Origin of the sequence: Enterococcus sp. 9D6_DIV0238, assembly GCF_002174455.2 — a bacterium.
GTDB classification, from domain to species: domain Bacteria; phylum Bacillota; class Bacilli; order Lactobacillales; family Enterococcaceae; genus Enterococcus_L; species Enterococcus_L dunnyi.
In genome coordinates, this window is sequence record NZ_CP147246.1 from 3,068,361 (window position 1) to 3,094,341 (window position 25,981).

The 25,981-nt window shown below is 38.5% G+C and carries 21 protein-coding genes; 15 read left to right on the plus strand and 6 right to left on the minus strand.

Annotated elements, in window-relative coordinates; genetic code table 11:
* The first annotated feature begins 53 nt into the window (after positions 1–53).
* The 3 genes from allB to A5889_RS14465 all read left to right on the plus strand — a co-directional run bounded on the left by allB (position 54) and on the right by A5889_RS14465 (position 4,247).
* Complete coding sequence (gene allB / locus A5889_RS14455) at positions 54–1,421, plus strand: allantoinase AllB (RefSeq protein ID WP_087639499.1); 1,368 nt, start codon at positions 54–56, stop codon at positions 1,419–1,421.
* A gap of 155 nt (positions 1,422–1,576) precedes the next feature.
* The gene (locus tag A5889_RS14460) at positions 1,577–2,809 is read left to right on the plus strand and encodes an MFS transporter (RefSeq protein WP_087639500.1); all 1,233 of its coding nucleotides are present in this window, start codon (positions 1,577–1,579) and stop codon (positions 2,807–2,809) included.
* 106 nt (positions 2,810–2,915) lie between these two features.
* A complete protein-coding gene (locus A5889_RS14465) occupies positions 2,916–4,247 on the plus strand; it encodes a hypothetical protein (RefSeq protein ID WP_087639501.1) in 1,332 nt (443 codons plus the stop codon).
* Positions 4,248–4,399: 152 nt separating this feature from the next.
* Here the strand turns inward: A5889_RS14465 and A5889_RS14470 are convergent, their stop codons facing one another.
* From A5889_RS14470 to A5889_RS14485, 4 genes are all read right to left on the minus strand, one after another.
* Positions 4,400–5,146 (minus strand): SDR family NAD(P)-dependent oxidoreductase, encoded by a 747-nt coding sequence (locus A5889_RS14470; protein ID WP_087639502.1) that lies wholly within the window; start codon positions 5,144–5,146, stop codon positions 4,400–4,402.
* A 201-nt stretch (positions 5,147–5,347) separates the two neighbouring features.
* Positions 5,348–7,273 carry a PTS fructose transporter subunit IIABC gene (locus A5889_RS14475; protein ID WP_087639503.1) on the minus strand — a complete coding sequence of 642 codons (1,926 nt, stop codon included), beginning with the start codon at positions 7,271–7,273 and terminating at the stop codon, positions 5,348–5,350.
* Between the two features lie 551 nt (positions 7,274–7,824).
* Positions 7,825–8,739: a 1-phosphofructokinase gene (gene pfkB / locus A5889_RS14480; protein ID WP_087639504.1), complete on the minus strand. Its 915-nt coding sequence runs from the start codon at positions 8,737–8,739 to the stop codon at positions 7,825–7,827.
* Positions 8,739–9,488, minus strand: coding sequence for a DeoR/GlpR family DNA-binding transcription regulator (locus A5889_RS14485; RefSeq protein WP_087639505.1), 750 nt, complete (start codon positions 9,486–9,488; stop codon positions 8,739–8,741). The genes pfkB and A5889_RS14485 overlap by 1 nt, the downstream gene beginning before the upstream one ends.
* Before the next feature lie 176 nt (positions 9,489–9,664).
* Between A5889_RS14485 and A5889_RS14490 the strand changes: the two genes are divergently transcribed.
* From A5889_RS14490 to A5889_RS14545, 12 genes are all read left to right on the plus strand, one after another.
* Complete coding sequence (locus A5889_RS14490) at positions 9,665–11,137, plus strand: alpha-amylase (RefSeq protein ID WP_087639506.1); 1,473 nt, start codon at positions 9,665–9,667, stop codon at positions 11,135–11,137.
* A gap of 154 nt (positions 11,138–11,291) precedes the next feature.
* The gene (locus A5889_RS14495) at positions 11,292–11,819 is read left to right on the plus strand and encodes a hypothetical protein (RefSeq protein WP_087639507.1); all 528 of its coding nucleotides are present in this window, start codon (positions 11,292–11,294) and stop codon (positions 11,817–11,819) included.
* Positions 11,820–11,950: 131 nt separating this feature from the next.
* A complete protein-coding gene (gene pcrA, locus A5889_RS14500; protein ID WP_087640391.1) occupies positions 11,951–14,194 on the plus strand; it encodes a DNA helicase PcrA in 2,244 nt (747 codons plus the stop codon).
* A 555-nt stretch (positions 14,195–14,749) separates the two neighbouring features.
* Positions 14,750–16,789: an NAD-dependent DNA ligase LigA gene (gene ligA, locus A5889_RS14505; RefSeq protein WP_087639508.1), complete on the plus strand. Its 2,040-nt coding sequence runs from the start codon at positions 14,750–14,752 to the stop codon at positions 16,787–16,789.
* Positions 16,790–17,032: 243 nt separating this feature from the next.
* The gene (gene gatC, locus A5889_RS14510; RefSeq protein WP_087639509.1) at positions 17,033–17,338 is read left to right on the plus strand and encodes an Asp-tRNA(Asn)/Glu-tRNA(Gln) amidotransferase subunit GatC; all 306 of its coding nucleotides are present in this window, start codon (positions 17,033–17,035) and stop codon (positions 17,336–17,338) included.
* On the plus strand, positions 17,338–18,807 hold the full coding sequence (gene gatA, locus A5889_RS14515) for an Asp-tRNA(Asn)/Glu-tRNA(Gln) amidotransferase subunit GatA (RefSeq protein WP_087639510.1): 1,470 nt from the start codon (positions 17,338–17,340) through the stop codon (positions 18,805–18,807). The genes gatC and gatA overlap by 1 nt, the downstream gene beginning before the upstream one ends.
* Positions 18,807–20,237, plus strand: coding sequence for an Asp-tRNA(Asn)/Glu-tRNA(Gln) amidotransferase subunit GatB (gatB, locus tag A5889_RS14520; RefSeq protein WP_087639511.1), 1,431 nt, complete (start codon positions 18,807–18,809; stop codon positions 20,235–20,237). Before gatA ends, gatB begins: the two co-directional genes overlap by 1 nt.
* 16 nt (positions 20,238–20,253) lie before the next feature.
* Positions 20,254–21,318, plus strand: coding sequence for a diacylglycerol kinase (locus A5889_RS14525; RefSeq protein ID WP_087640392.1), 1,065 nt, complete (start codon positions 20,254–20,256; stop codon positions 21,316–21,318).
* A 276-nt stretch (positions 21,319–21,594) separates the two neighbouring features.
* Positions 21,595–22,281 carry a nicotinamide riboside transporter PnuC gene (gene pnuC / locus A5889_RS14530; RefSeq protein ID WP_176372746.1) on the plus strand — a complete coding sequence of 229 codons (687 nt, stop codon included), beginning with the start codon at positions 21,595–21,597 and terminating at the stop codon, positions 22,279–22,281.
* Between the two features lie 17 nt (positions 22,282–22,298).
* Positions 22,299–22,940 (plus strand): deoxynucleoside kinase, encoded by a 642-nt coding sequence (locus A5889_RS14535; protein WP_087639512.1) that lies wholly within the window; start codon positions 22,299–22,301, stop codon positions 22,938–22,940.
* 165 nt (positions 22,941–23,105) lie between these two features.
* On the plus strand, positions 23,106–24,476 hold the full coding sequence (rlmD, locus tag A5889_RS14540) for a 23S rRNA (uracil(1939)-C(5))-methyltransferase RlmD (protein WP_087639513.1): 1,371 nt from the start codon (positions 23,106–23,108) through the stop codon (positions 24,474–24,476).
* 2 nt (positions 24,477–24,478) lie between these two features.
* Positions 24,479–24,607: a hypothetical protein gene (locus A5889_RS14545; RefSeq protein WP_254909537.1), complete on the plus strand. Its 129-nt coding sequence runs from the start codon at positions 24,479–24,481 to the stop codon at positions 24,605–24,607.
* A 53-nt stretch (positions 24,608–24,660) separates the two neighbouring features.
* On the opposite strand, the gene A5889_RS14550 is transcribed toward A5889_RS14545, so the two are convergent.
* Entirely contained in the window at positions 24,661–25,599 is a 939-nt protein-coding gene (locus A5889_RS14550) for an ROK family protein (RefSeq protein ID WP_087639514.1), read from the minus strand.
* A 213-nt stretch (positions 25,600–25,812) separates the two neighbouring features.
* On the minus strand, positions 25,813–25,923 hold the full coding sequence (locus tag A5889_RS16510; RefSeq protein ID WP_254909538.1) for a putative holin-like toxin: 111 nt from the start codon (positions 25,921–25,923) through the stop codon (positions 25,813–25,815).
* Positions 25,924–25,981: the final 58 nt, after the last annotated feature.

Sequence of the window (25,981 nt, forward strand, 5' to 3'; positions counted from 1 at the left end):
TGAAATTCTAACTATTGAGCGTCATTTAGCTTTTAAAAATAGGAGGAACGAACATGAGCTATGATTTATTGATTAAAAATGGGCTAGTGATTTTAGAGTCTGGTGAAGTCAAAACAGATGTTGCAGTGAAGGATGGTTTGATTGCCGCCATTGGTAATGATCTCGGTGAAGCTGAAAAAGTTATTGATGCATCTGGTTTGGTCGTAAGTCCAGGTATGGTGGATGCACATGTCCATATCACAGATCCAGGCGGTGGATATCGTGATCAATGGGAAGGATATATCACAGGAACGGCTGCTTGTGCAAAGGGCGGAGTGACTTCTTTTATGGAAATGCCGTTAAATCAAGTGCCTGCTACGGTCGATGGAAGGTCCTTAGAGATAAAATATGAATCAGGTAAAGAAAAATTAAAATCAGATGTCGGGTCATTCGGTGGATTAGTGCCCTTTAATTTGACGGGTGGCATTCAAGAATTAGATGATGGCGGCGTTGCAGCATATAAATGTTTTATGGCTACATGCGGCGATCGGAGTATCGATGGTGATTTTATGAATGTCGATGACTATTCTTTGTATGAAGGAATGAAGCAAATTGCTAAGACAGGAAAAGTGCTAGCAATTCATGCTGAAAATGCTGCGATTACTGATAGATTAGGAGAAATTGCTTATAAAAATGGGGAAACGACGTTAAAAGCGTACGTAGCAACTCGACCTGTATTTACAGAAGTTGAGCCGATCCGCCGAGCAATTTTGTTTGCAAAAGAAACGGGTTGCCGCATCCATATTTGCCATATTGCTTGTCCAGAAGGCGTGGAGGAAGTGACCAAAGCGAGACGAGAAGGTGTTGATGTGACGTGTGAGACATGTACGCATTATCTGTATTTTGATCTTGATGAGCTGGATGCGATTGGCCCTGTGGTCAAATGTTCACCACCGATTCGTGACAAAGAAAATCAAAAGGGCATGTGGGACAAGGTATTGGCTGGAGAAATTGATTTTGTGACATCCGACCATTCACCTTGTACGCCTGATTTAAAGGATAAAGAGAATGCTTTTGAAGCGTGGGGCGGTATTTCAGGTGTCCAAAACAATGTGGATGTCCTTTATGATGAAGGGGTTCAAAAAAGAGGAATATCATTGAAACAATTTGCTGATATCATCGCTGCAAATCCAGCAGATCGCTATGATCTAACGCAAAAAGGACGGATCAGTGTTGGAAAAGATGCTGATTTCGTATTGATCAAACCAAACGCTCCATATACGTTAAAGGCAGAAGACTTAGAGTATCGTAATAAAATCAGTCCATATATTGGTCGTGAGATCGGTGCGCAAGTAATACAGACAGTCTTGAGAGGACATGTTATTTATACTAAAGAAGAAGGCGTTTCATCAGGATTTGTTGGAGCTTTTATCAAAAAATAGAGCTTTCAGTTTTTAAATGAATAATCAGTATAGGGTCAGACATTGTCATACTAGTTGTTAATGTCTGACCTCTCTTGTGTTTATCCTTGTGCAATATTTCTCAAGTAGTAAAGGTCGTGTTAGGCAAGCTCGTTTAATAAAGGAGGCTGTGAATAATGAACGGAAAGAGCGAACGAAACGAAAGAGTACCTTACTGGAAGAAAATTATTTACATATTAACGATAGGCTGGATCGTTATTTGGATCTATCGAACGGTTTTGACACCGATTTATCCGATCATTAGTGACTATTTTGGCGGAGCAAGTGATGCACAGTTAGGGCACATTTCCAGCTTTTATTTTTTAGGCTATGTTTGTATGCAGATTCCTTCAGGGATATTAGTGGATCGAATCGGTAAAAAACAAATTTTGATTCCCGGCTTTTTATTGTTTGGACTGGGTGCATTGATCGTAGGAACGGCTCAAACGATCGGTATTGTCTTTTTAGGAAGTGTTTTGGCGGGGCTTGGTTGTGGCACTTATTATGGCGTCGCATATTCTCTCACAGCAGAGTATGTACCAGTGTCTAAGCGCAGCTTGGCAACAGCAGTTGTCAACAGTGGTACAGCGATCGGCAGCGGCTTAGGTTTGGTTTCTTCGAGTTATTTAGTTGGTACGGAAAAATTACCATGGCAGGCACTGATTTTTACAACGATTCTCTTGATTCTATTGGCAGTGCTTATGTTCAGTCGTTACATTCGAATGGAAAAACCTAAGAAATATACTGCAGTAAAAGACGAGCTTAAAATCAAAGAGCATCATTCAGTCAGACAACTGTTCAAACCAAGAATGATCTCTGCGTATATTTTGTATTTTGCGACCTTGTACACTTACTATTTGATCGATACATGGCTGCCTAATTTTTTAGAGACTGAAAAAGGGTTTGCTGGAACATCTGTTGGTTTGGCCTCTTCACTCGTATTTTTTACAGCAATTCCTGGGGCATTGGTCTTTAGTAGAGTTGCGGATGAAATGCCTAAGAAAAAAATCCAGCTGATCATTCTTTTAGAATTGTTAGCTGCATTTGTGTTATTTTTAACTGTGACGACAACAAATCAAACTGTTTTGGTGATTGGAATCATGGCGTATGGTTTTTTTGGTAAATTAGCAGTCGAGCCAATCATTATTTCATGGCTGGGAGAAGGGGCACCTAAAGGAAGTGTTGCTACTATGTATGGAGTGTTTAATTTTTTTGGAATGTCCGCTTCTGTGATCGTTCCATCGTTAACAGGAAAAATTTCTGATCTCACTGGAACAAAGCTATATGCTTTTTATCTTGCCATTCTCATTATTTGTATTGGAACCTTCCTATTTTATCTAATCAATCGGTTTGTAAAAAGCAAACCATAGTGAGAATATGCGATGGAATCAAAACTAGTTTTGTGTTTTTAGGAGTATATTAGATGAACTCTGACCTCATTTTCGTTATACTTGTTATAAGGAATGAGGTGGGCAAATGAAAAAGACAGAGAAAATCTATACGGTTCTTCAGCGTAAAACTCGTTCGTTGGAAGAAATGAAGCAGGATATTATTGATTGGTTGAGCTTTTTACGGATCATGACAACGATTGAAAATTATTGTTTTGACAATGAAGAAGTCCAAGCATTTAATTTAGCACTGATTACAAAGCGAATCCAAGGATGTACAGAAAAAGAGGATCTGTGGATCAAAATAAAAGGACAGGGTGGAGAATCCCAACTGCATATCTCTGAGCTTACCCTTCATGATCGAACAATTTTAGATAAGGATCTATTTTTTGCTTATCAGACGATGATCGAAGATTATCTTGATACTCGGATGGTCAAAAATGGTATTTACGGTTATATTCGATCTTTAGATGAATATTTGTATAATAATGTGGAAATGATCGAAAAGCGAACATTTGAAATGCAGGAGGAAATTGAGAAATTACCGAAGCGTTATAATCGGAATAAAGAGGTCATCGTTGATTGTAACCAACTAGCGGGCTATGATATTTTCTTTAAAGGGTTGTGTTTAACTTCTTGCTGGAAGATGTACTATTCGGATCTTTTTTTTCAGATCATCCCTAAACCGATTTTTTTAGAGGTCCAGCAGGTACAATCGATCACCGAGCTAGCGAATAATGTTCTTAAGATAACCTTATTCAATGATCCTTTTAACTGGGAGCTTTCGGTCAATCAAAAATATCAGCGGCTTTTTAGAGATCAGATGGGGTATGATCAACTCGCGTGGAATAACGGGACTGGGGTTTTACGTCCGCCATACATTGAATATGCATTTGTTGAAGATGTTACACAAACCGTTCAGTATCAAAACCATTATTATCAGCCTGTTGAAAAAAAAGATGCCACATATTTTGTAACCAGAAGCTACGATGGTGTCCACCATAAATATGTTGAAAATCGTACAAAAGGAATTTTAAATGCGCAAGCTTATTTTCCTTGGATCGATGAAAAAAGCCGCAAGATGATGAATTATCGAGTGCTGAATCCTCAGATGGCACTAGATGGTGGCCTTTCGGCGTATGAATTTTATATCCGACAGTTTTTAGAAATCAATGTTTTGGATCAGAAGTATGACGAATTCGTTTCTGTCTTACGTTTCTATTTACCGCAGGAAGCAATCAAAGAAGTTCCGTTAGAAGCATTGTGGGATAAACTGATCGATGTGAATATCAGTAATTTGAAACAAAAAGAGCGATCGACACGTTTTGATTTACAGAAGGCTAAAAATCATTTAAGAGTCGTCTTTTTAGATTACAGCTATCTAGAATCTGTCAACCAAACGATCGATATTAGTGAGTAAATAGAAAAGAGGGATTGCTTCTGCTCTCACCGTTTATCCGAATTACAGGTGTCTGGGATTTGACTCGCAGAGTTTTGTCCCAAACACTTTGATTCGTATAAACGATGAGAAAAAAGCGGCTCCTGTCCCATCCGTTTTATTTTTAATGACGATCACTGAATGATTTGATCGCTATCAATGACGATTTCAGCTCCGGTGATGAAACTTGCTTCATCGCTAGCTAAATAAATGACCCATTTGGCTACATTTTCAGGGCTACCAAAATCAGGAAACTGAACATATTTTTTATAATAAGGTCTAGCAATAGGAAATGTTGTTTCTAATAATGGTGTGTTGACTACACTTGGACAAATTGAATTCACACGTATATTGTAGGGCGCATATTCATACGCTACATCAAGTGTATATGAACGAAGGACCTCTTTGATTGCTGTGTAAGGATGGTGTTCATCTAAACCAACTAAGCCTTCGATCGTTGAAATATTTATAATTGAGCCGCAATTATTCGGCACCATCAAAGGAAGAATTTGCTTTGAGCCGTAAATAAAAGGATTGATGACTGTATTTTGTAGAGTATTAAAATCATCATTCGTTAAACTCAGAAGCATCTTAGGTGAAATAATACTGGCACAGTTAACGAAGCAATCGATCTTACCATACGTTTTTATGATAAATGAAAGACTATTTTCCCAACTTTGTTGAGAATTGCTAGTATGTTCAAGAGCAATCGCTGTCCCGCCATTTTCTTTGATTTTAGAGATAATCGGAGTTAATTTCTCTAGATTTGCACTGGTACAGATAACACAAGCCCCTTCTTTAGCAGTGGACAATGCGATGGCATTGCCGATAGTGCCTGCAGCTTCTGTAATCAATATGGTTTTACCTACTAATTTATTCATAAAAAAACCGCTATAATGAAGAACATTATAGTTATCCTTTCCGGTTATTTTAAATACATAATATTGGCATAAATTTATTAACTAGTATGGCTTAAGTGTAATATAATTTTTTAGTTACGCCAATGATATAAACCGGAGAATTTTATAATAAAAAAAACGAATCAAAACGTTTTGTTTTGACTCATTTTTTTGTTTTAAGGATTAGTCTTGGGCAACGGGCTTTTTGACAATACCTAGAATAACGGCAGATACAACTGCACCGATTGCAATAAATACAAGATATAAAATAGGATGACTCAACAATAATGCGACAAAGATCCCGCCATGAGGTGCTAATAACCGAATACCGAATCCGCCAACTAAACCACCAGCTAAAGCCGAGCCAACGACAAAGCTTGGAATGACTCTTAATGGATCAGCTGCGGCAAATGGAATCGCTCCTTCTGTGACAAAAGATAGCCCCATCACCAAATTCGTCAAACCAGCATCTTTTTGATCTTGAGTAAATTTGTTTTTAAAGAGCAATGTTGCGATAAAGATCGCAAGAGGAGGAACCATCCCGCCGGCCATAACAGAAGCCATGATAATACTACCACCTTCTATTACAGTTGCTGCGATCGATGCTGTACCAAATACATAAGCGGCTTTGTTGATTGGTCCGCCAAGGTCGATGGCCATCATTCCACCTAGTAAAACTCCAAGAAGAGCAGCATTTGTACCATCAAGGCCTAATAAGAAACTATTTAGCCCATCATTGATGATCTTCATCGGAATATTGATCAGCAACATCAAACCGCCAGTGATCAGTAAACCAAAGACTGGATAAAATAAAATTGTTTTGATCCCGTCTAGTGATTTAGGTAATCTTTTGAAGAGTTTTTTCAAGAAAATGATCACATAACCTGCTAAGAACCCACCGATCAATGCGCCTAAAAATCCAGCACCGCCAGTATTAGCTAAGGCACCAGCTGTGAAACCAACGATCAATCCAGGTCTGTCAGCAATACTAGAAGCGATAAAACCAGCTAAAACAGGTAGCATAAAGCCAAATGCTGCACCACCGATTTGATTGAACCAAGACGCAATTTCATTATAAGAACCTAAACTACTAAGTTGATCTTGAGGGACACCGATAAATTGATCGATCATAAAGGAAAGGGCAATTGCGATTCCGCCGCCGATAACAAATGGCAGCATATGCGAAACGCCGTTCATCAAGTCTTTATAAATTCGCGAGCCAACGGAACCATCTGCAGAGCTGTCTTCATCAGTAGCATCTGATTCTGTGCCGTGAAAAATGGGAGCATTTCCACTGGTTGCAAGGTTGATCAATTCCTCTGTTTTACGAATCCCATCACTGACAGGTCGATTCACTAATTCTTTTCCATCAAAGCGATTCATTTCAACTTTTTTATCTGCGGCAATAATGACACCATCTGCACGAGCGATATCTTCAGCAGTCAAACGATTTTTGATTCCTTCTGATCCATTCGTTTCAACTTTGATCTCAACACCCATTTGTTTTGCTTTTTTCTTCAATGCATCCTCGGCCATATAAGTATGAGCAATGCCTGTTGGACAAGCCGTAACGGCAACCACAAATTTGCGAGTTGGATCTGCTGTTTCTTTATTCGATTCCGCAAGCTGTTCTTGTTTTTCTTCTGCCTCTTTTGCTTCTTCCGCAGATTGGAACAAGCTTTGTACGTCTTCTGGCGTTTTAGTTTCCTTTAATTTTGCAACAAAATCCGGATCGACCAGTAGACGGGATAAAGCTGCCAATGCTTGTAAGTGAGTATCATTTGCGCCTTCAGGGGCCGCGATCATGAAAAATAAGTAAGTCGGTTGACCATCGAGTGCTTCATAGTCAACACCTTTGCTGCTTCTTGCAAATAGAACAGTCGCTTCTTTAACTGCTTTGTTTTTCGCATGAGGCATTGCGATTCCATCACCTAAACCAGTAGAAGTCTGAGCCTCACGAGCTAAAATACCTTCTTTATACGTAGCGATATCAGAAATTCTGCCACCGTCATACATCTTTTGAACCATTTCATCGATAGCGCCTTTTTTATCAGTCGCCTGTAGATCCATGATCATCACATCTTTGACAAGTAACTCTTTGATGTTCATAAAAATTCCTCCTTAATTTAAAAGCGGAACAAATCGGTTAATCCTGTAGAAAATTAGGAAATTGACTTTAAGGCGTTTTTTGCCTCACTGACAATTTATCTATTTTCCTAAGGATTGATTTGTGCAGCTAGATAACATTTAAAAGCGGAACAAGCCGTTTAGCCTTGATTGAAAAATAGGAAAAAGAAAAGGTGGTGCTCTTTACCACAATTTCTTTTTATCTTTTTTCCGAAAGGCTGGCTTGTGCAGCTGGATAACGATAATAGCGGAACACGCTCTTCAAGCTCTAACTGAAAAATAGGAAAAATCGATTGAAACGTTCTTTGTCTCACTCAACATTTATCTTTTTTTCCGAAGAGCTAGCCTATGCAGCTAGATAACAATAGATGCGGAACAGTTCGTTTAACCTTGACTGGAAAATAGGGAAAATGAACTGTGGTGCTTTTTGCCACAATTTCTTTTTATCTTTTTCCCAAAAGGCTGACCTGTGCAGCACGTTTTCTTAAATACATGTATCTTTTTAGCAAATTCCTTTAATTGAATTTCAATAGTCAGCGGATTTTTTTCACTACAACTTCCGAAATCAATTCATTGATCAAATCAGCTGTTGCTAGATCATCTGAAAATGCTGTAGCACTTCCACAAGCGATCCCCCATTTAAAAGCTTCAACAGGGTCGTTGTTTTTAACAAAAGTACCAACGAATCCGGCGATCATAGAGTCGCCTGCACCAACAGAATTTTTCAAAGGACGTTTTAAGACATTTGACTGATAGATCCCATCCGAAGTGAAAAGTAAAGCCCCATCTCCAGCCATTGAAATAATGGCATGTTTGGCACCATCCTGTAATAAGCGTTCACCGAATGGCAAAATATCTTCAACCGACTGAAACTCAACATCGAAAAGCTCTGCTAATTCATGATTATTCGGCTTAACAAGCAACGGAGCTTGTGGCAAAGCATTAAGTAAATCAGCTCCAGTAGTGTCAATGATAAAGTCTGCCTCTTTTTCTTTGATGATTTGAACTAATTCTTCATAGAAACCTTGACGTAAAGAGGCTGGAGTACTGCCGGACAAAACAACGATGTCACCTGACTGAACATTTCCTAAAATCTGTTTCAATTCAAGCATTTCTTCGTTGCTGATCGTTGGTCCAAGTCCGTTGATCTCAGTTTCCTTTTCGGATTTTAGCTTGATGTTGATGCGAGTATCTTCTTCGACTGTTGTAAAATTAGTTTGAATGTTTTCTTTTTTTAGCCAGTCAGAGATGAAATTTCCTGTAAAGCCGCCAATGAAACCAAGAGCTGTAGATTCAGCTTGGATTCTTTTTAAAATACGTGAAACGTTGATTCCTTTTCCTCCAGGAAGCTTAAAGTCCGCTGTCATACGATTTAAATCACCCAACTTAAGATCATCGACATGAACGATATAATCAATCGAAGGATTTAGAGTTACTGTGTAGATCATTATTTTGCCTCCTTAATGGTTGTCTTTTTCTGAAATTGTTCCAAAATATCAGGTGAGCACTGGTTCGTCAGTAAACTCACTGCTTCAAGATCAGCAACCTTTGTGAAAGTTATTTTATTCAGCTTTGTTTGATCGATCAACACATATGCTTCTTCAGCATGAGTGATGGCCATATGTTTTAGTGCAGCTTCTTCAGGATCAGGAGTCGTCAAACCAAATTCTGGATGTGCCCCGTTCATGCCCATAAAAACTTTATTGAAGCGAAAACGACTGAGCTGTTCTAAAGCAGTCGAACCTACGATTGCTTTCGTTGATAATTTTAATGAGCCACCTAAGATGATAGTGTTGACGTTTAAATCTCCTAGTTTGGCGGCGTGATGCACGGAGTTCGTAACAACAGTAATATTTTTGCCTGATAAAAAAGGCAGCATTTCTAAGGTCGTAGAACCAGCGTCTAAATAAATGACGTCTCCATCTTGAACAAATGAACCAGCTAGTTTAGCGATTATTTGTTTTTCTTGCGTGTTTTTGACTGTTTTTTCCGTCATGTCTTGTTCGAAACCTAAATTTAAGATCCGTTTGGCGCCACCATGAACGCGCTCCAATAATTCAGCGTCTTCTAATTCTTTTAGATCCCGTCTAATCGTTGATTCTGATGCATCTAATAAAAGTGCTAAATCTTGTGATTTCACAATCGATTGTTGGTCAAGTAATCGTAAAATTGCTTGATGTCTCTCTTCTGTAAGCATTTTCACACCTCTTTCATTGACTATAATAGCATACTCAAATTCGTTTCGCAATCAAAAACGGTCAAAAACGATCAAAAAAATTCTTGAACGTTCAAATGTTGCTAAGAGCAAATCTATTATTTGACAAGAGCACGCGTTCTTGGCTTAATGTAAATAACAAAATCGGAGGGATGAGTATGGGGAATCGTACGATATTACAAGGATTTGAATGGTATCTACCAGCAGATGGTCTTCATTGGCAGCGTGTGAAGGAGCTGGCAGAGAAACTACATAAATCTGGCTTTACTGGTATTTGGCTGCCGCCAGCTTATAAAGGAGCAAATGGGATTAATGATGTTGGTTATGCCCCTTATGATTTGTACGATTTAGGTGAATTTGACCAAAAAGGAACGATTGCAACAAAATATGGCACTAAGGATGATTATTTAGCGTGTATCAAATCACTAAAAGAAGCAGGGATCGAGGTATATGCTGATATTGTGTTTGATCATTTTATGGGAGCCGATGAGGAAGAAAATGTTTCTGCGGTCAAATATCGTCCAGAAAATCGTAATGAAAAAATCAGTGGAGAAGAAGAGATCACAGCGTGGACGAAATTTACTTTTCCGGGAAGAAAACAAATGTATGACGATTATATCTGGACATGGAGAAATTTTTCGGGTGTGGATTTTGATGATCGCCGTAAAGACCACGGAATTTTTAATTTTGATGGGAAGGGCTGGAAAGACGATGTTGATAAGGAAAATGGGAATTATGATTACTTGATGGGCTGTAATTTAGACCTATCTTATCCTGAAACAGTTCAGCAGCTTAATAAATGGGGACGATGGTATCAAGAATTAACAGATGTTGACGGGTACCGTCTAGACGCAGTAAAGCATATTCAGTTTGACTACTTTGTTGATTGGTTACTAAATAGAAGAAAAGAAAAAGGTAGAGAATTGTTCATAGTTGGCGAATATTGGAATGGGGATATAGAAAAATTACTCAATTATATCGATCAATCTGGTGCATTGATTTCCTTATTCGATGTTCCTTTACATTATCACTTGTATGAAGCGGCCAATTCAAATGGTCAATACGATATGCGGAATATTTTTGAAGGAACGTTAGTAAAAGAACGACCAGAGTGGGCTGTGACATTTGTCGATAATCACGATACTCAAAAAGGTCAAAGTTTAGAGTCTTGGGTCGATGGATGGTTTAAAGTTCATGCCTATGCATTGATCCTCTTACGTAAGTCTGGAACACCTGTTGTCTTTTGGGGTGACCTTTTTGGTATTCCTAGTGAAAATGTAGAGCCTGTTGGCACAAAATTGAACTTGCTATTAAAAATCAGAGAATATTTAGCTTATGGAAATGAGCTGGACTATTTTGACGATCCAAATGTCGTTGGTTGGGTCAGAACTGGGGTTTTTGAGAATGAACAATCAGGATTTGCTGTGATTATGACCAATGCTCAGTCTGGGCAAAAGAATATGACGATCAGTGCGATTCACGCTGGAAAAACCTTCATCGATATTCTAGGAAATAATACAGCAAAAATTATTTTAGATGAAAAAGGAGCTGGGGATTTTCTAGTCAATGGTGGAGAGGTCTCCATCTATGTGAATGAAGAAATGGCTAAAAAAATAATGAATAATGCATGAGTAAATGTATCAACTATACATTTACTTTTACTAGTGAAACAATTTTGGCAAAAGTATTGTAGAAAAGGAGAAATTCCTCAAAATCAGATAGAATGTTTCTATAGAATATGCTAAAGTTAATAAGTACTAAAAAGTGTTTAAAAGGAGAATGGAAATGAAAAAAATGAAATTGGGGCTTGTTTTTGTTGTTATGGGAATGCTATTTATTAGCGGATGTGGAAACACAAGTAACAAATCAGCGAGTAGCGATACTAAGACTAGCAGTAGTAGTCAAAAAGAAAGTTCAGAGTCTTCTACTGGTGAGAAGCTAGAATCTTCTTCAAGTGAGAGTCTTGAAAAAACAGATGAGTCAGGCAACTCTAAAACATTTAAATTGATGATCGAAGGTGCTCAGTCTCAGGTTCCTAATTTGAAAAAACAATATGAGGGAATGTACTCAGATATTTCAATCACTGAAGGAGAAGACAGTACGATCGTTTATACGTACACATTTGCAGAACAATCTGATGCAGAAGCGTTGAAGCCAACTTTGGTCAAAGGCTTGAAACCAGTGATCGATGGAGCAAAAGCAATCATCCCGGATGTCAAGATCCGAGCTATTTTCTTAAATCCTGATGGTAGTGAGGTTCTAAATTTGTTGATCACTCAAGAAGATACAGATAGTATTACTACGGAAGAGTAGCAAACATTATTACAACTTAATCCCTTTACATTTTGCTGAACTGATCAAAACCTATTGGTAATAATCAGTTCAGCTTTTGTGTTTTTTTTGGTATAATAGATAAGATTGAAAAAAGAGAGAGGACGTTGATGATGGCACAAGAAAACGCCTTGATCCAAGGTATGAATCCAAAGCAAAAAGAAGCTGTTTTGCATACAGAAGGCCCATTATTAGTTATGGCTGGAGCAGGAAGTGGAAAGACGAGAGTGTTGACCCATCGTATCGCTTACCTGATCGAAGAAAAAGATGTGAATCCCTGGAATATTTTAGCTATCACTTTTACCAATAAAGCCGCAAAAGAAATGCGTGAACGAGTAGGAAAACTACTTAAAACTGGCGGAGATGATGTGTGGGTTTCAACATTTCACTCGATGTGTGTTCGGATTTTGCGCAGAGATGTAGATCATATCGGTTATAATCGTAATTTCACGATCATCGATACCTCTGAACAGCGAACATTGATGAAGCGAATTTTAAATGAATTGAATATCGATGTAAAAAAATACGATCCACGTTCGATCCTAGGAACTATCAGTAATGCCAAAAATGAATTACAGACTCCTGAAAAAGTCGAAGAATTGCAAGGCACACCTTATGAAGAGGTTGTGGCCAAATGTTATAAAATGTACCAAAAAGAACTTAGGAATAATCAATGCATGGATTTCGATGATTTGATCATGAATACCATTCGTCTTTTCAATGAACATCCAGATTCTCTCACATATTATCAAAATAAGTTCCATTATATCCATGTCGATGAGTATCAAGATACGAACCATGCGCAGTATACCTTAGTCAATATGCTGGCTGCCCGTTTTAAAAATCTATGTGTCGTTGGTGATGCAGACCAAAGTATTTATGGTTGGCGTGGCGCTGATATGCAAAATATCTTGGATTTTGAAAAAGATTACCCAGATGCTAGTGTGATTTTACTTGAACAAAACTATCGTTCAACAAAAAAAATCCTTGATGCTGCAAACAATGTCATCAAAAATAACCGTAATCGCCGAGATAAAAGTCTATGGACGGAAAATACGGATGGTGAAAAAATCGTTTATTACCGTGGGGACAATGAACGAGATGAAACGCAATTCATCGTAGGTCAGATCCAAAAAGAAATGCGTGAAAAAGATCGAATCTATGGTGATTTTGCTGTTTTATACCGCACGAATGCACAGTCGCGGGTCATGGAAGAAATGCTGTTGAAGTCGAATATTCCTTATACAATGGTTGGTGGACACAAGTTCTATGATCGTAAAGAAATCAAAGATATTCTAGGATATCTAAACATTATCTCTAATTCGATGGACTCACTTAGCTTTGAACGTGTGGTCAATGAACCAAAACGAGGCATTGGTAAAAGCTCAGTTGAAAAATTGAGAAGCTTTGCCCAAATGCATGGCTGGTCTTTACTAGAAGCTGCTCAAAATGTCGATTTAGCGAATATTACTGGTAAGGCTGGAAAAGAATTAGGTAATTTTGGCTTGATGATCCAGGATTTAACACAGATGATCCCTTACTTGACGATCACAGAATTAGTCAAAGAAGTCTTAGAACGCAGCGGTTATCGTGAAGAATTAGTGAGACAGAATAATTTAGAATCGCAAGCACGTCTTGAAAACTTAGATGAATTTTTGACAGTAACACAGGAATTTGATAAACGCTATGAACGCCAAAGTGAAGAAGAAGCGGATGCACCAGAAGAAAAATTAGCTGTTTTCTTGAATGACTTAGCGTTAGTTTCCGATTTAGATAATCTTGAAGAAAGCACTTCTCAAGTAACGTTGATGACCTTGCACGCAGCGAAAGGGTTAGAATTCCCAGTCGTCTTTCTGATTGGTATGGAAGAAGGCGTCTTTCCACTTTCCAGAGCGATGCTGGAAGAAAGTGAGCTTGAAGAAGAACGCCGTCTTGCGTATGTAGGGATCACGCGAGCAGAAGAAGTTTTATATATTTCGAATGCCTTTTCTCGGACTTTATATGGTAAAACGCAATATAATCGTCCTAGTCGTTTTTTAGATGAAATCAATGAAGAATTGATGGACCAGCAAGGTTCGATCGCAGCACCAAAAGCGCCAGCAAGAACCTTTGAACCAAAAGTCTTTAAACCTGCTTATACGCAGCCGACGAGACAGCCGGTCACGGACAAAGTGGCAAGCGGCGGTGAAGCAATGGCGTGGAAAGCCGGCGACAAAGTAAAACATAAAGCTTGGGGCACAGGAACTGTGGTTCGAGTGGGCGGTACAGCGAAAGACTTGGAATTGGATGTGGCATTTCCGGAAAAAGGAATCAAACGATTACTGGCGGCATTTGCTCCGATTGAAAAAATATCTTAGGTTGTGCAAAATGGACATCAGGAAAAAGAGAGAGTCATTGTGAAAAAACGAGTCACGAAGTCAAGTTTCTATTTTTCTGTCAGAGCTGAACAAGCTCATTCCACATTTATCGTTATCGAGCTGTACAAATCAATCCTTAGGAAAATAGACAAATTGCCAGTGAGGCAAAAAACGCCTCAAAGTCAATTTCCTAATTTTCTACAGGATTAACCGATTTGTTCCGCAGCTATCGTTATCCAGCTGCACAAGCCAACCTCTCGGAAAAAAGACAAAAATAGAGTGAGACAAAAAGCGTCTCAATCCATTTTTCAGTCGAGGTTAAACGGCTTGTTCCGCTTTTGCTGAGAATCACTGCGAAAGAAATTGAGCTGATGATGAGCAGTACAAGACTTTCGTAAGAAAGTGTTGAACATTTGTATTATCGAACTGCACAGGTCAGCCTTTCGGGAAAAAGATAAAAATGAATTGTGGCAAAAAGCACCACGTTTCATTTTTCCTATTTTCCATTCAAGGCTAAGCGACCTGTTCCGCTTTTAAATTTAGGAGGGATCTACCATGGCAGAGGTGCCGTTGACATTAGCCGAAGCAACAGAGAGAGTAAAAGAATTGCGCAATCAGTTGAATCAGTATGCTCATGAATATTATGTGGCAGATAAGCCAACTGTAGAAGACTATGTGTACGATCGCTTATACAAAGAATTAGTAGATATAGAAACTGAATATCCGGACTTGATCACTGCTGATTCACCAACGCAACGTGTGGGTGGTAAAATTTTATCTGGTTTTGAGAAGGTCACACATGAAGTTCAAATGTATAGCTTGAATGATGGGTTCAGCAAAGAGGATATTTATGATTTTGATGAACGTGTGCAAAAACTCGCTGGAAAACCGGTCAGTTATTGCTGCGAGTTGAAAATCGACGGGCTAGCGATTTCCTTGAAATATGAAAATGGAAAATTTGCTCAGGGAGCTACTCGAGGAGATGGTACAGTAGGGGAAAATATTACTGAAAACCTGAAAACAGTTAAATCGATTCCGTTAGAATTGAAGAAACCAATCTCTATCGAAGTGCGTGGCGAGTGTTACATGCCAAAGCAGTCTTTTGTTAATTTGAATAAAGAACGGGAAGAAGCAGGACAAGATGTCTTTGCGAATCCTAGAAATGCAGCTGCCGGAAGTTTACGTCAACTAGACACAAGTATGGTAGCAAAAAGAAATTTGAACACCTTTTTATATACGGTAGCAGACTTTGGACCAATGACAGCTCAGACACAGTTTGATGCACTTAATGAATTGTCTGAAATTGGTTTAAGAACAAATCCTGAGAAAAAGTTATGTAAGGATATTGATGAAGTTTGGGCCTATATTGAAGAGTATCATGAAAAACGAACAGAGCTTCCTTATGAAATCGATGGGATCGTGATCAAAACCAATGAGTTTACGATTCAGGATGAACTAGGCTTTACGGTCAAAGCTCCGCGTTGGGCGATCGCCTATAAATTCCCGCCGGAAGAAGCTCAAACGGTCGTGGAGGAAATTGAATGGACGATCGGACGAACGGGTGTTGTAACACCAACTGCTGTAATGCAGCCGGTACGAGTTGCTGGAACAACAGTCAGTCGTGCGAGTTTGCATAATGCAGACTTTATCGCGATGAAAGATATTCGTCTGAATGACACAGTGCTTATTTACAAAGCAGGAGATATCATTCCTGAGGTTGCTCAAGTCCTGACGGAAAATCGTGATGAAAATAGTCGACCTTACGAGATCCCAACACATTGTCCAGTTTGTGACAGCGAATTGGTCCATTTGGATGAAGAAGTTGCTTTACGTTGTATCAATCCAAAATGTCCTGCTCAAATCAAAGAAGGACTAAATCATTATGTTTCTAGAAATGCAATGAATATTGACGGTTTAGGGCCACGAGTATTGGAGCAGATGTACGATACTGGTCTGGTTGCTGATGTAGCTGATTTGTACTTTTTAACAGAAGAGCAATTAATGACTTTAGAAAAGATCAAAGAAAAGTCAGCAAATAATATTTTTCAGGCGATCGCAGCCAGTCGGGAAAATTCTGTTGAGCGTCTGATCTTTGGTTTAGGGATTCGTCATGTGGGAGCGAAAGCAGCAAAAGTTTTAGCGGAGCATTTTGGCGATCTATGGGCAATCAGTAAAGCAACGAAAGAAGATGTTGTGGCGTTAGATTCCATTGGTGAAACAATTGCCGATAGTTTAGTCACTTACTTTGATAATGAAGAAGTTCATGAATTGATGGATGAACTGACAAAAGCCGGTGTGAATTTTGAATACAAAGGGATCCGCACGGCTCAATTAGCTGCAGTAGAATCTCCATTCAAAGACAAGACAGTCGTTTTAACTGGGAAGCTGACGCATTATAATCGTGAAGAAGCGAAAGAAAAAATCGAAAGTCTTGGTGGTAAGGTTACCGGCAGTGTTTCCAAGAAGACGGATATTGTGGTTGCTGGAGAAGATGCTGGAAGTAAATTGACCAAAGCTCAGGATCTTGGGATCGAAGTTTGGGATGAACAGCAAATGGTCACAGCCATTGATAACAGTACAACGGCTGATTCATAAGAGGGGCTATATCGCTAAATCATCACAATTTTTTTCAATTATAAGTGATTTTTTTGGTCTCTAGCCAATTTTCTTAGAATTTTATGATAGAATAAGGAAAAAGCTGTTTTATTGAATAAAAATGCTTCATTTAACAGTATAAATTTGAACGAAAGAACTCTAACAAGTCGGTCTTCTATTTTTGAGCAAGTCTCTTTATAGAATCAACTTGTCGGAGTTCTTCTAAAGGAAAGAAGGGTATCCATGGCAATTAGTGAAGAACAAGCGAAACATGTAGCAAAATTATCAAAATTATCATTTTCCGATGGAGAATTAAAAGATTTTACTGATCAATTAGGCAAGATCATTGATATGGTGGAATTATTAGAAGAAGTAGACACAGAGGGTGTCCCTTTTACTTCTAATGTTGCGCATTCGATCAATGTGATGCGTGAAGATCATGCCGTACCTGGCATGGATCGTGATGAGTTAATGAGAAACGTACCTGAATCAGAAAATGGCTACATTAAAGTGCCAGCAATTATCGATAACGGGGAGGCTGGTGCATAATGGAGAAATTATACGATAAATCACTTACAGAGCTGCACAATCTTTTAGTATCAAAAGAAATCACCGCAACTGACTTAACACATGCAACCTTGGATCGCATCAAAGAAACAGAAAAAGATGTCGATTCATTCATTACAGTTAGTGAAGAAAAAGCGTTGGAGTTAGCGAAAGCGATCGACCTAAAAGGGATTACTGAATCTAATCCTTTAGCTGGAATTCCGATCGGTGTCAAAGACAATATTGTAACCAAAGATATTTTAACAACAGCAGCGTCAAAAATGCTGCATAATTTCAATCCGATTTATGATGCAACGGTAATGGATAAAGTGTATCAAGCAGATATGATCCCGGTTGGAAAATTGAACATGGACGAATTTGCGATGGGTGCAAGTACAGAAACATCATATTTTAAACAAACAAAAAATGCTTGGGATCATTCAAAAGTTCCAGGAGGTTCTTCAGGTGGTTCGGCAGCAGCAGTTGCTGCTGGTCAAATTCCTGTTTCATTGGGAAGCGATACGGGTGGAAGTATTCGCCAACCAGCTTCATTCAACGGAATCGTCGGCATGAAGCCAACATATGGACGTGTATCTCGTTTTGGTTTGATCGCCTTTTCTTCAAGCTTAGATCAAATCGGTCCAATGACTAGAAACGTTCAAGACAATGCTTTAGCATTGAATGCCATCAGTGGCTTTGATGAAAAAGATGGCACTTCTGCCGGCGTATCTGTTCCTGATTTTACAGCAGGCTTAACAGGTGACATCAAAGGCATGAAAGTAGCTTTGCCAAAAGAATATCTTGGTGAAGGTGTGGATGCTGGAGTTCGTGAGGCTGTCCTTAAAGCGGCAGAAACATTTAAAGCATTAGGCGCAACGGTTGAAGAAGTCAGCTTACCACATTCAAAATACGGTGTAGCTGTTTACTATATCATCGCTTCATCAGAAGCAAGCTCAAACTTACAACGCTTTGACGGTATTCGCTATGGCTATCGTTCTGAAAATGTGAAGAATCTTGAAGACGTTTATGTAAATTCACGTTCAGAAGGTTTTGGTATTGAAGTAAAACGTCGTATTATGTTAGGGACATTTTCATTAAGTGCCGGCTATTATGATGCTTATTTCAAAAAAGCAGGACAAGTTAGAACTTTGATCAAACAAGATTTTGATAAGGTATTTGAATCGTATGATATTATTATCGGTCCAGCATCTCCAACTGTCGCTTTTGGGTTAGGTGAAAACATCAATGATCCAATCACGATGTATATGAATGACCTATTAACGATTCCAGTGAACTTAGCTGGATTACCAGGTATGTCCGTACCGGCTGGATTCTCAGAAGGATTGCCAGTAGGCTTACAAATCATCGGGAAAGCTTTCGATGAAAGCACGATGTATAAAGCAGCCTATGCATTTGAGCAAGCAACAGATTTCCACATGAAAAAACCTGTGATCTTGGGGGGGAATGACTAATGAACTTTGAAACTGTCATCGGACTTGAGGTCCATGTAGAACTAAAAACAAACTCTAAAATCTTTTCACCGGCGCCAGCTCATTTTGGTGCTGAGCCAAACAGCAACACAAATGTGATCGACTGGGGTTACCCAGGCGTCTTGCCAGTCATGAATAAAGAAGCGATTGCTTTTGGAATGAAAGCAGCACTTGCTTTAAATTGTGAAATTTCAAAAGACACACATTTTGACCGTAAAAACTATTTTTATCCAGATAATCCCAAAGCCTACCAAATTTCTCAATTCGACCAACCTATCGGTCATGATGGCTGGATCGATATTGAAGTAGAAGGCGAAACAAAACGTATTCGAATCGAACGTGTTCACTTAGAAGAAGATGCTGGTAAAAATATTCATGGAGAAGGTGGTTATTCTTACGTCGATTTAAACCGTCAAGGAACACCGCTGATCGAAATCGTATCAGAAGCGGATATGCGTTCACCAGAAGAAGCTTATGCTTATTTAGAAGCATTACGTTCGATCATTCTCTTTACAGATGTTTCTGATGTGAAGATGGAAGAAGGCTCAATGCGTTGTGACGCCAACATTTCATTACGTCCATACGGGCAAGAAGAATTCGGAACAAAAGCTGAGATCAAAAACTTGAACTCTATGAGCTTCGTTAAAAAAGGATTGGCCTTTGAAGAAAAACGCCAAGCGAAAGTATTACTATCAGGCGGCGAAATCCAACAAGAAACGCGTCGTTTTGATGAAACGACGAATAAAACATTATTGATGCGTGTCAAAGAAGGATCAAGTGATTACCGTTACTTCCCAGAACCTGATGTACCGCGTTTTGTAATCGATGATGAATGGATCGAACAAGTACGCCAAAGCCTACCTGAAATGCCTGCTTCTCGACGTGCACGATATACGAAAGAATTAGGATTACCAGAATACGATGCAATGGTCTTGACATTGACGAAAGAAATGTCTGATTTCTTCGAAGCTGCCTTAGCAGAGGGAGCAGATGCCAAACAAGTATCAAACTGGTTGATGGGTGAAGTTTCTGCTTACTTGAATAGCGAAAAAGTCGAGTTGGCTGATACAAAACTAACGCCTAAAAATCTAGCTGGAATGATCACGTTGATCGCAGATGGCACGATCAGTTCGAAAATCGCGAAAAAAGTCTTTAAAGAATTGATCGAAAATGGCGGAGATGCTAAAGAAGTTGTTGAAGCGAAAGGTCTAGTTCAACTTTCTGATCCTTCTCAATTGTTGCCGATCATCAATGATGTGTTGGATAACAATCAACAATCTGTCGATGATTTTAAAAATGGGAAAGACCGTGCAGTCGGCTTTTTAGTAGGTCAAATCATGAAAGCAACGAAAGGTCAAGCAAACCCAGGTGTTGTAAACAAACTGCTCCAAGAAGAATTGACAAAACGATAGAAAGCAGCAGATGCAGATGAAAAAAGCAAGAGTAATTTATAATCCAACTTCCGGTAAAGAACTAGTCAAGAAAAACCTAGCAGACATTCTTTCGATCTTGGAAGAATGTGGATATGAAGCTAGTGCTTTTGCCACAACTCCAGAAGAAAATTCCGCTAAAAATGAAGCCCGCCGTGTAGCCGAATCGGGATTTGACCTGATTGTTGCAGCGGGGGGAGATGGAACGATCAATGAAGTAGTGAACGGAATCGCTCCTTTAGAAAATCGTCCCAAGATGGCGATTATACCTGCTGGAACAACGAATGATTATGCAAGAGCATTGAAAATCCCTCGAGATAATATTGTCAGGGCAGCGGAAGTGATTCGTAAAAACCAGACAGTCAAAATGGACATTGGCCGTGCGCGCGAGAACTATTTTATCAATATCGCAGCAGGTGGTCATTTAACTGAGTTGACGTATGAAGTTCCTTCGGAACTGAAAAGTATTTTTGGCTACCTTGCTTATTTAGCTAAGGGTGCTGAAATGCTGCCGCGGGTCAAACCGATCAAGATGCGGATGGAATACGACGAAGGTGTATATGAAGGAAATGCATCCATGTTTTTCCTTGGGCTGACAAACTCAGTTGGAGGATTTGAAACGATCGTACCCGACGCCAAACTGGATGATGGCAAATTTTCTTTGATCATCGTTAAAACAGCAAATGTTTTTGAGATCCTTCATTTAGTTGCCTTGATGTTAAATGGTGGCAAGCATGTGGAAGATCCACGGTTGATTTATACGAAAACAAGCTATTTACATGCTGAAACTCTAGACCCCAAAGCGAAGATGATGATCAATTTAGACGGAGAATATGGCGGCGATGCTCCAATGGAATTTACGAATTTACATCAGCATATTGAAATGTTTGCCAATGCCGATGCGATTCCTTCAAATGCGATCATGGGATCAGTCCTAAGTGAATATAAGGATGAAGATGGTCAGGAAGAAGAAGATCAGTATCATGCAGCAAGCAAAGAGTTTGTAAAAGAAGTTGAGCGTTTGACCGAAGAAGATATTGATAACAATGGACAAATCGGTTGATTCTTTCATGAAAAAGAGGTTTCAGTCAAAACATCTTAGTTTTGACTGGGACCTCTTTTTAATTAGGAGGCTTGATTCAAAAATGAGAGACTTTATCGAAAAAACACAATATATGGTTTCTGTATAATTAGCAAACACAATATATAGCATAAAAAAGCTCTCATAATTCATTATTGAGAAGGATTCTCATTGACTTCTGATGCAAACAAGAGTAAATTAATGAAGTCGTCAATTCTGCAGAAGGTGATAATAACAGTCGCGAGAGGTTTGTTTGAGATGAGTGCAAATTTTATTATAAATGATTTTAAAGGCTGGCAAAGAAAAAGCTATTTATTTTTGATAATAATGATTTTAGTCCAATTGATCGCGTTTCTTTTTAATCCATCCAGTTGGATCACATTAGTTGGAGGCTTATCCGGAATTATTTGTGTCAATCTGATTGCTCAAGGAAAAGTAAGTAACTATATATTCGGTTTTATCAGTGCGTTGATCATTGGTTATTTTGGTCTAAAAACAAGAGTCTATGCAGAGGTACTGCTTCAAACGTTTTATATCATCATGGATATTACAGGATTATTTGCTTGGCTGAAAGCAAGTAAAGATGGAACTGGAAGTGTGACAGAGGTCAAAGTCCTAAGAGGAGTTCAATGGTTATATGCGGGGGTGATTTGGCTAGTGATCGGTCTGGCTGCGTATTATCTTCTAGGATTTGTCAATGATGCACAGCAAACACTTGATGCAGTAACTTTTAGTGTCTCAGCAACGGGAATGCTATTGATGATCAATCGGTATCAGTCACAATTTGTTTTTTGGTTATTAGGAAATTTATTTTCTATCATTTTATGGTTTAAAGCTGGGACACATGCTGGCGGGGACTATGCATTGTTTGTTATGTATTGTATGTACACCTTTAACTCGATATATGGTATGATACATTGGTTGAAAATTAAAAAAAATAATTAATATAGGTAGGGAGTTCGATGGCAGTGATCGTTTTAGCAGGTACAATTGGTGCAGGAAAGTCCAGTTTGACAGAAATTATTTCAGAACATTTAGGTTCAGAGGCATTTTATGAATCTGTTGATGATAATGAAGTATTACCTTTGTTTTATGCAGATCCTCAAAAATATGCATTTCTATTACAAATTTATTTTTTAAACAAACGTTTTGATAGCATTAAACAAGCGTTATCTCATGAAAATAATGTATTAGATCGTTCGATCTACGAAGATTCATTGCTTTTCCATTTGAATGCTGACTTGGGCAGAGCAAATGAAACTGAGGTGAAGGTCTACGATTCGTTGTTAGAAAACATGCTGCAGGAACTACCGTACGCTGCACATAAAAAGCGTCCAGATCTATTAGTTCATATCAAGGTATCTTTTCCCAAAATGCTGGAACGAATCAAACGACGTGGACGTTCATACGAGCAGGTCGACGATGATCCAGAACTCTATGAATACTACAAAGAGCTAAATAGCCGCTATGAAAAATGGTTTGAAGACTATGATGAAAGTCCAAAAATTCAAATCGATGGAGATAAATATGATTTTATCGAAAATGATGAAGCAAAAAAAGAAGTGATTCAATTGATTGAAAATAAACTGGCTGAAATCAACTAGTTTAAATGAAATAATGAAAGATGAGGTAAAGAAGACCGTTTTTATCTCATCTTTTTATGTTCTGCATTAAAAATATAATTCTTTCACTGTAAATCCGAACTCTCTATTGCTTTTCCTGTACTTTTTCATTAGAATGAGTGAAGCGCATAAAAGAAGGAGCGACCTATGAATAATTTTCCAGTAAAAAAAAATGAAACGATCGAAGTAGAGATCATTGATTTGACCCATGAAGGAATGGGTGTAGCTAAAATCGATGGTTATCCGCTATTTATAGAAGATGCTTTACCAGGTGAGAAAATCGAAATCAAAGTCCTGAAAGTCGGTAAAAGCTTTGGATATGGAAAAGTAGTGACTATTTTAAAATCGAGTGAAGACCGTGTACCAGTCAAGGATCGAAATTTTACCAAAGTCGGCATCAGCCCACTGCAGCATCTAGCTTATGGAGCCCAATTAAATTTCAAGACCAACCAAGTAAAAAACGTGATGCAGCGTGTAGCCAAATTGCCGGATGTGCCAGTTTTAGATACTTTAGGAATGAAAAACCCATGGGGCTATCGTAATAAAGCACAAATTCCAGTAAGAAAAATCGATAATCAATTACAAACAGGTTTCTTTAGAAAAAATAGCCATGATTTGATTCCATTGGAACATTTTTATATCCAAGATCCTAAGATCGATGAAGCAGTGATCAAGATTCGTGATATCATGAGACGTTACAGTGTGAAACCATATAATGAGTCTGATAACACTGGAAACTTACGACATATCGTTGTTCGTAGAGGCTATCATACTGGAGAAATGATGGTAGTTCTGATTACAAGAACACCAAAACTATTCCCGACAAGTAAAATCGTCCCTGATATTTTAGAGGCGCTTCCTGAAGTGGTTAGCATCGTACAGAATGTCAATCCGAAAAAAACAAATGTCATTTTTGGTGATGAAACAATTTTACTTCATGGTGAAGATCAGATCATTGATACGATTTTTGATTTGAAATTTGAAATTTCTTCTCGTTCATTCTATCAAGTCAATCCACAGCAAACAGAAGTAATGTATAATAAAGTAAAAGAGTACGCAGCTTTAACAGGTAATGAAGTAGTTGTTGATGCCTATTGTGGTATCGGTACGATCGGTCTGACTTTAGCAAAAGATGCGAAACAGGTTTATGGTGTGGAAGTTATTGAAGAAGCCGTGAAAAATGCGGAAAGTAATGCTCAACTAAACGGTATTACAAATGCGACCTTTACTGCTGGACTTGTGGAAGAAGCGTTACCAAGATTATTGGAACAAGAGATCAAACCAGATGTTGTGATCGTTGATCCTCCACGTAAAGGCTTGGAAGCAAGCTTAGTCGATACCTTGATCGAAACAAAACCAGAGCGCATTGTTTACGTTAGCTGTAATCCTGCAACACTAGGAAGAGATCTCGCTTTGTTGGTAGAGGGTGGTTATGAAGTAAAAGAAGTTCAACCAGTAGATAATTTCCCTCAAACGACCCATATCGAGTCAGTGACGTTACTGACAAAGGTGGTGTAAAGATGGATACAAAAAAGAAAATGCTTGAGCTGATCAAAAAGAAACAAAGCGGTGGTAGATCTAAGCAGATGGAAGCACCAAAGAATGATCGTAGAAATATGCGAAAAGGACCAAAAATATACAATAAATAATAAAAAACCAATGCCGTTCCACATTTCTGTGAAGAATGGCATTGGTTTTTTTACTATGATCGTGAATATGTCTCTTGATAATGAAGTGCTGCGCCAATCAAGTTGGCATCCTTTTTAAAGTGGCAAATTTTTATATTGGGTACCAATAATTCATGTTCTTTTTTTAATAAGCTTCGATAAATATCGATTTTAGGTTTTTGGCTCACTAATAATTCAGTGATCCTTTTATTTAGATTAGGTAATAACTCAGGATTATTACTGATTCCTCCGCCTAAACCAATGAATTCTGGAGCGAAGGCGTCATTTAGAAAAATCATGATCTCTGCAAGTGCTGAATACATGCGCTCGATTTCTTGACGTGCAACATCATTTCCTTGTTTTGCAAGCTCAAATACATCTTTTCCTTCGATCGTACTTGGCCATTTAAAATTTTTTAAAGAGACTGTTCTTCCTAGCTGAACAGGAGAAACGTGTGAGTTATTTATCATTTTTATTGCATCGGCAATCAATTTCTCGACTGTATCGATTTTTTCAGCAGCGTTTTTAAGAATGCGTCCATCTTTTACGATGGATAAACCAACACCTGATCCAATAATCGTAAATAATGCATTTTGCTGATTTTTACCGATCCCTAAAGTCATCTCAGCTAATGCCGCACTATCTGCATCATTTTGTAATGAGACAGGTAAGCCCACGAATTCAGAAAACTCTTTTTGAAATTCACCTATATGCAAAAAAGGAACATAGCTCAGTCCCCTAATCATTCCAGTCGATTCATCAGGTTCTCCAGGGCAGCTGACAGCTACTCCGATGATCGAAAATTCATCTGAAAATCGTTCATATAATTGCTGTACGGATGCATAAAACTGTTTTCTAGTTCGCGGCGTAGGAAAAATACTTTGGTGATACAATGTTTCATGACACCAAATGCCATATTTAACAGCCGAGCCTCCTATGTCAAGAACTAATAATGCTTGTTTACGAGTAATCATAACGTGAGATCCTTTCGATGGAATAGGTTTCTTACAATCTTTTTAGGTATCTTGGAATTAAAAAAACAAATCACATCGTTCATTATCTTGGAACAGTGTGACATAACTATATTTTTATGCTATGATGAATATGAAAAGAGGTAGAATTTCCTACCTCTCTTGTAGACCCGTTCAAAAGACGGTGACTATAATTAAATTTGTGAAGCCATCTAATTACTGTCCAAGTGGAATTAGATGGTTATTTTTTGGTTTATCTTGGTCTATGATCAGCACAACTAAAGTTGCAAATGCAACCATCAGCGTAAGTGCTTCAAAAACAGACATGTCTATTCCTTTCCAGGGATAAAGCAGAGAACCATAAGCATCCCCCCTTTTTCTAGGA

What these genes read in the sequence shown, in the direction of transcription:
- A5889_RS14490 (WP_087639506.1), top strand. Translation starts at nt 9,665, where the DNA reads ATGGGGAATCGTACGATATTACAAGGATTTGAATGGTATCTACCAGCA.
- A5889_RS14475 (WP_087639503.1), bottom strand. Translation starts at nt 7,273, where the DNA reads ATGAACATCAAAGAGTTACTTGTCAAAGATGTGATGATCATGGATCTA.
- pfkB (WP_087639504.1), bottom strand. Translation starts at nt 8,739, where the DNA reads ATGATCTACACAGTAACTCTAAATCCTTCGATTGATTATATCGTTCAT.
- A5889_RS14535 (WP_087639512.1), top strand. Translation starts at nt 22,299, where the DNA reads ATGGCAGTGATCGTTTTAGCAGGTACAATTGGTGCAGGAAAGTCCAGT.
- A5889_RS14545 (WP_254909537.1), top strand. Translation starts at nt 24,479, where the DNA reads ATGGATACAAAAAAGAAAATGCTTGAGCTGATCAAAAAGAAACAAAGC.
- ligA (WP_087639508.1), top strand. Translation starts at nt 14,750, where the DNA reads ATGGCAGAGGTGCCGTTGACATTAGCCGAAGCAACAGAGAGAGTAAAA.
- pnuC (WP_176372746.1), top strand. Translation starts at nt 21,595, where the DNA reads ATGAGTGCAAATTTTATTATAAATGATTTTAAAGGCTGGCAAAGAAAA.
- A5889_RS16510 (WP_254909538.1), bottom strand. Translation starts at nt 25,923, where the DNA reads ATGTCTGTTTTTGAAGCACTTACGCTGATGGTTGCATTTGCAACTTTA.
- gatB (WP_087639511.1), top strand. Translation starts at nt 18,807, where the DNA reads ATGAACTTTGAAACTGTCATCGGACTTGAGGTCCATGTAGAACTAAAA.
- A5889_RS14550 (WP_087639514.1), bottom strand. Translation starts at nt 25,599, where the DNA reads ATGATTACTCGTAAACAAGCATTATTAGTTCTTGACATAGGAGGCTCG.
- gatC (WP_087639509.1), top strand. Translation starts at nt 17,033, where the DNA reads ATGGCAATTAGTGAAGAACAAGCGAAACATGTAGCAAAATTATCAAAA.
- A5889_RS14465 (WP_087639501.1), top strand. Translation starts at nt 2,916, where the DNA reads ATGAAAAAGACAGAGAAAATCTATACGGTTCTTCAGCGTAAAACTCGT.
- gatA (WP_087639510.1), top strand. Translation starts at nt 17,338, where the DNA reads ATGGAGAAATTATACGATAAATCACTTACAGAGCTGCACAATCTTTTA.
- A5889_RS14525 (WP_087640392.1), top strand. Translation starts at nt 20,254, where the DNA reads ATGAAAAAAGCAAGAGTAATTTATAATCCAACTTCCGGTAAAGAACTA.
- A5889_RS14495 (WP_087639507.1), top strand. Translation starts at nt 11,292, where the DNA reads ATGAAAAAAATGAAATTGGGGCTTGTTTTTGTTGTTATGGGAATGCTA.
- allB (WP_087639499.1), top strand. Translation starts at nt 54, where the DNA reads ATGAGCTATGATTTATTGATTAAAAATGGGCTAGTGATTTTAGAGTCT.
- pcrA (WP_087640391.1), top strand. Translation starts at nt 11,951, where the DNA reads ATGGCACAAGAAAACGCCTTGATCCAAGGTATGAATCCAAAGCAAAAA.
- A5889_RS14485 (WP_087639505.1), bottom strand. Translation starts at nt 9,488, where the DNA reads ATGCTTACAGAAGAGAGACATCAAGCAATTTTACGATTACTTGACCAA.
- A5889_RS14460 (WP_087639500.1), top strand. Translation starts at nt 1,577, where the DNA reads ATGAACGGAAAGAGCGAACGAAACGAAAGAGTACCTTACTGGAAGAAA.
- A5889_RS14470 (WP_087639502.1), bottom strand. Translation starts at nt 5,146, where the DNA reads ATGAATAAATTAGTAGGTAAAACCATATTGATTACAGAAGCTGCAGGC.
- rlmD (WP_087639513.1), top strand. Translation starts at nt 23,106, where the DNA reads ATGAATAATTTTCCAGTAAAAAAAAATGAAACGATCGAAGTAGAGATC.